This window comes from Gottfriedia acidiceleris (assembly GCF_050457485.1).
Lineage (GTDB): Bacteria > Bacillota > Bacilli > Bacillales > Bacillaceae_G > Gottfriedia > Gottfriedia acidiceleris_D.
Genome location: NZ_JBCMJM010000025.1, coordinates 1 through 5,011 on the forward strand (window position 1 = coordinate 1; position 5,011 = coordinate 5,011).

5 protein-coding genes are annotated in these 5,011 nt (G+C 32.3%); 2 read left to right on the plus strand and 3 right to left on the minus strand.

Annotation, left to right across the window (positions count from 1 at the left end; translation table 11 throughout):
• Nucleotides 1-563 precede the first annotated feature (563 nt).
• Nucleotides 564-1,364: an undecaprenyl-diphosphate phosphatase gene (gene bacA, locus ABEY15_RS22230; RefSeq protein WP_429892187.1), complete on the minus strand. Its 801-nt coding sequence runs from the start codon at nt 1,362-1,364 to the stop codon at nt 564-566.
• A 229-nt stretch (nt 1,365-1,593) separates the two neighbouring features.
• A complete protein-coding gene (locus ABEY15_RS22235) occupies nt 1,594-1,761 on the minus strand; it encodes a YycC family protein (protein WP_098428787.1) in 168 nt (55 codons plus the stop codon).
• A gap of 83 nt (nt 1,762-1,844) precedes the next feature.
• Between ABEY15_RS22235 and ABEY15_RS22240 the strand changes: the two genes are divergently transcribed.
• Nucleotides 1,845-2,579, plus strand: a complete 735-nt coding sequence (locus tag ABEY15_RS22240; RefSeq protein ID WP_429892188.1) for a glycerophosphodiester phosphodiesterase — start codon at nt 1,845-1,847, stop codon at nt 2,577-2,579.
• An 84-nt stretch (nt 2,580-2,663) separates the two neighbouring features.
• Here the strand turns inward: ABEY15_RS22240 and ABEY15_RS22245 are convergent, their stop codons facing one another.
• Nucleotides 2,664-2,912 (minus strand): DUF2627 domain-containing protein, encoded by a 249-nt coding sequence (locus ABEY15_RS22245; protein WP_129688503.1) that lies wholly within the window; start codon nt 2,910-2,912, stop codon nt 2,664-2,666.
• 180 nt (nt 2,913-3,092) lie between these two features.
• Between ABEY15_RS22245 and ABEY15_RS22250 the strand changes: the two genes are divergently transcribed.
• Nucleotides 3,093-5,011: sigma 54-interacting transcriptional regulator (locus ABEY15_RS22250; protein WP_429892189.1), on the plus strand; the 1,919-nt coding region annotated here is incomplete at its 3' end.

Below are 5,011 nucleotides of genomic sequence, written 5' to 3' on the forward strand. Positions count from 1 at the left end.
CATCAAAAAAAGTTTACGATATAAGGCTAATTTATAAAAGACTGGATCTTAACTATTATTAGCTCTATATCAATGAAGGTAGAATATTTTTTTTATAAATTTTACTTAAGGACAGTGAAGCTAGAAACCGTTGAATTTACACTTAATAAAAATTAGTTTGCCTAATAATTTGTAGTATGCTATAATATTTACTGCGCCACTGAAATATTTAGAAAAACGATATTATTACTACGAAATTTGGAAGAAAATTGGACGTATTCCATGACGCGTCAGCTATTTCAACCTTATTTAAAAATTAGTAGTAGTGTCTGTTAGTGAAGATTGTTGTGAAACAAGCTGCCTAATGGAACGGCCCTGGAGCCGAATTGCGAAAGAGAGGTAGGGCTTTCGCCAATAGACAACAATTTTTAAATTTAAATAACTAACATATATATTACAAAGGCTATTCGTATACGTTGTACGAATAGCCTTTTTCCATTTGTAAAATAAACCGATAAGTCGTATACATAAATAAAAGAGATAGGACATACCAATATGGTTGTCCATCTCTTTGTAGTTTTTAATTAAAATATAAATACAATCGTGAAAACAATCGCTACAATAAATCGATAAACTGCAAAACCTGTTAGTTTTACTTTCTCTAATAATTTTAGGAAGGAAACGATCGCGAGTAATGCAACTACGAATGCAGTGATGAACCCTGTTGCGAATAGTGGTAAATCTGAAGCACTTAAAATATCGATATTTTTAATAAAATCTAATCCACTTGCAGCAATCATCATTGGTACTGCTAAAATGAAAGTAAACTCTGCTGAAGTTTTTCGATCAAGACCGAATAATAAACCACCTGCTATTGTAGAGCCTGAACGTGAAAATCCTGGCCAAAGTGCTAACATTTGAAAGCACCCAATGATAAAAGCTTGTTTATAAGAAATGTGATCTAAATCAGATGATTTAGGCTGTTTAGAGACTTTTTCAGCAACAATTAATAATATACCGCCAGCTACTAATCCGATTACAACAGTTTTAGGTGAGAATAAAACATCTTTAATGAAATCATGGAATATAAGCCCTACGATTCCGGCTGGAATAGCACCGATAATAATATGAATTAAGTTGAGGTTCGTTTGTCTATAACCTTCTGACTTTACTCCTAGTACTGACCATAGTCGTTTCCAAAAAACAACAACTACTGCTAGAATTGAACCAAGTTGGACAATTACTTCAAAAAATGAAGCTTTCTCACCTGTGAAATTTAATAAGTCAGCAACTAAAATCATATGACCAGTAGAAGAAACCGGTAAAAATTCTGTTAATCCTTCTACCATCCCCATGATCAAACCAATTAACCAATCAGGTAACATTTAAAAATACCTCCATAAATACTTTTCGATATAAAATATACACAATACTTTACATTTTACTTGAAAACTAATTAATATGAAAGGAAGTTTAAATTAAAATTAGCTCATAATTGTTAATTATTTGTGCAATTTTACATAAAAATGTAATTTAAGATTAAAATTAATAAAAAAGGTGCATAAAAAAAGAAGTAGAAAAACTACTTCTGCTTTCTTATTTAACGCTAATTTATTATTTAGATTCGTTATCCTCTGAAGCTTCTTCGCTTTTAGACAAATCTAATTCCATCAACTTTTTCATTAATATATGCTGTGGCATATGCATAATTTGTTCTAAAGGAACGTTTAATTTCTTGGAAAGTAAAATTGCCGTTTCAGGCGAAATTTGCAATGGTCGCATAATAATCCTCCTTAGTTTCGTAAAATTAGTATACAATAAGAAAAAGAAGAAAGTACATATTTTCTCACGTGGGGGGAATTTGAGTGGTTGATATTATTGGTCATAGAGGTGCTGCAGGAACCTACCCAGAAAATACAATGATTTCTTTTATGGCATGTGAAGATTTAGGGGCAGATGGAATAGAGTTAGATGTACACTTATCAAAAGATGGTGAAATCGTTGTAATTCATGATGAAACAATAAATCGTACAACTAACGGTAAAGGTTTCGTTAAAGATTATACCTTAGCTGAATTAAAGCAATTTGACGCTAGTTATCGATTTAAACGCCAATTTAAGGGGTGTACGATCCCTACCTTAAAAGAAGTATTTGATTGGGCAAAAGGAAATAACTTTAGTATCAATGTTGAATTGAAAAATGATAAAATCGAATACCATGGACTTGAGGAACGAGTAATTAATTTAATTCGTTCATATGAGTATGAAAAAAGAATCGTTTTATCTTCCTTTAACCATAAAAGTATGCTTAAATTCCACTTAATGGCACCGGATATTGAAACAGCAGTTCTTTTTAATAGAAGAAGTAAAGAACCGTGGAAGATTGCAGAAGACTATAAAGCAAATGCAATTCATCCTAATTATCGGATTATTACTGATGAACAAATAGAAGAAACTATGGAACATCACATAGCCGTTAGACCTTATACAATCAATGAACCGGCTGTTATGAAACGATTATTTGAAGTCAAATGTACAGCGATTATTACTGACTATCCAGAATTAGCTTTCCAAATCAGAAGTCAACTTCTTAGTAAATAAAAAAAGTGCTCTCATCAGCACTTTTTTTGTTTTGTTATTTATCTTTTAGATTTAATGAAATCCTCTTAAGGCCTCCCACGAAAATTATCTTTTTAAAAATCTACCTTGAACTTTGCTTCGTTTACGATCTCTAAATAGTACAAAGCTTCCGACTAAATAAAAACCGACTCCTAATGAAACAAGACCGATTAATAATTGCAATGGAAGATTTGGAATGCCAAAAGAATGGATTAGAAATACTGTATCACGAAGTAATTTAATTCCGATAACTGCTAATGCTATTGGTACAACAATCACAACGAATGCTAACATACGTGTAAATGATTCTTTCATGTTTATTAATTCCTCCGATAAAAGTAACAATAAATTTACGTAATTCTCTTTCTTCATAATCTTATACAAGGATAGTGTTGTCAAGACTTATAGAACATTTGAAATAGACGAAAGAATGACTTTATAGATATAATAGTCTAATGTGTTTAATAATTTGTTGAAATTAGTAGGTGAACTAAGATGAAACAAAACGTAATGATCGTTGGAATGGGAACAGGGGGCACAGCTGTATTAAAGCTTCTATCACATTCTGATTTATTTCATGTTGTTGCAGTAGTAGATATGATAAAAGAGGCTAAAGGTTTAGAATTTGCTAAAAGCTTACATATTCCAATACTAAAGGATTGGAAGTCTAATTTAAACGAAGAGATTGATGTTGTCATTAATACTACTGGAGATGAAACCATATACCAGGAATTAATCGAGTATAAAGCTAAAGATACTTTAGTGATCCCAGGTTCTGTTGCAAAAATGATATCTGATCTTGTTCAAGAAAAAGAATCACTTTTTAATTTAATTAATAATAAAAAAAGACAACAAGAACTCATTTTGGACAACACTCATGATGGGATGATTGTGGTTGATAAATGGGGAAAAATTCTTTTATTTAATCGCTCAGCAGAAAGAATGCTACATACTGATAAAGATGCTGCGATTGGTAGGTATATATTGGATGTTGTCCCAACTAGTAAATTACCTCGAGTTCTTCAAACGAAAAAGAAGGAAATTAATCAAGAACATATTTTAATTAATGGAAGTAAGATTTTTACGACTCGAATTCCAATCTTTCGAGAAGATGGTGAACTTGAAGGTGCAATTTCTGTTTTTAAAGATGATACTGAGGTAATAGATTTAGCAGAAGAAGTTACAAATTTAAAAGAAGTTTATAGCATGCTTGAAGCAGTCATTCAAAGTTCGGATGAAGCAATTTCAGTTGTAGATGAAAAAGGTAATGGAATTATTATTAATCCGGCATACACAAGATTGACTGGATTATCGAGTGAACAAGTTCTTGGTAAACATGCAACGATTGATATTGCTGAAGGTGAAAGTGTTCATTTAAAAGTGTTGAAAACAAAACAAGCAGTTCGTGGAGTACGCATGAAAGTCGGAAAGCAAAATCGTGATGTACTAGTTAATGTAGCTCCAGTAATCGTAGACGGAAAATTAAAAGGCAGTGTTGGAGTAATTCATGATGTTTCTGAAATTTCACAGTTAACGAATGAACTACATAGAGCGCGTCAAATTATTAGAACGTTAGAGGCAAAATATTCTTTCGAGGATATAGCTGGTGAATCTGAAGGAATCAGTTTAGCGATCATGCAGGCTAAATTGGCTGCGAGCACTCCTGCTACTGTATTATTACGTGGGGAATCTGGAACAGGTAAAGAATTGTTTGCTCATGCGATTCATAATGAAAGCGATCGCAAATATAATAAATTCGTTCGAGTGAATTGTGCTGCAATTTCTGAAACATTATTGGAAAGTGAATTATTTGGTTATGAAGAAGGTGCTTTTTCTGGCGCAAAACGTGGTGGGAAAAGAGGGCTTTTTGAGGAAGCTAATAATGGTAGTATTTTCTTAGATGAAATTGGAGAATTATCACCTGCAATGCAAGCCAAACTATTAAGGGTCCTACAAGAGAAAGAAATAAGACGTGTTGGTGGGACAAAGTCTATTCCTATAAATGTGCGAGTGATTGCTGCGACGAATGTTCATCTGGAGGAAGCAATCATTGAAGGAAAGTTTCGAGAAGATCTTTATTATCGTTTAAATAAACTTCCTATTATTATTCCTGCACTAAAGGATCGAATTGAAGATATTTTACCGATTGGCGAAAGATTATTATCAAAAATTAATCAAGACTACGGTCGAAATGTTGAGGGGATCTCATTATCAGCATTAAATAAATTAAAAAGTTACAATTGGCCTGGTAATGTTAGGGAATTGGAAAATGTGCTAGGAAGAGCCGTTATATTTATGAAATTTAATGAAAAACAAATCCTGCCTGAACATTTATCAGCGATTGTACAAGTTAAGCAAGAACAATCCGTTCATCATAATGAAGTTCATACTGAAGAAATAAGCTCCCTTGATGA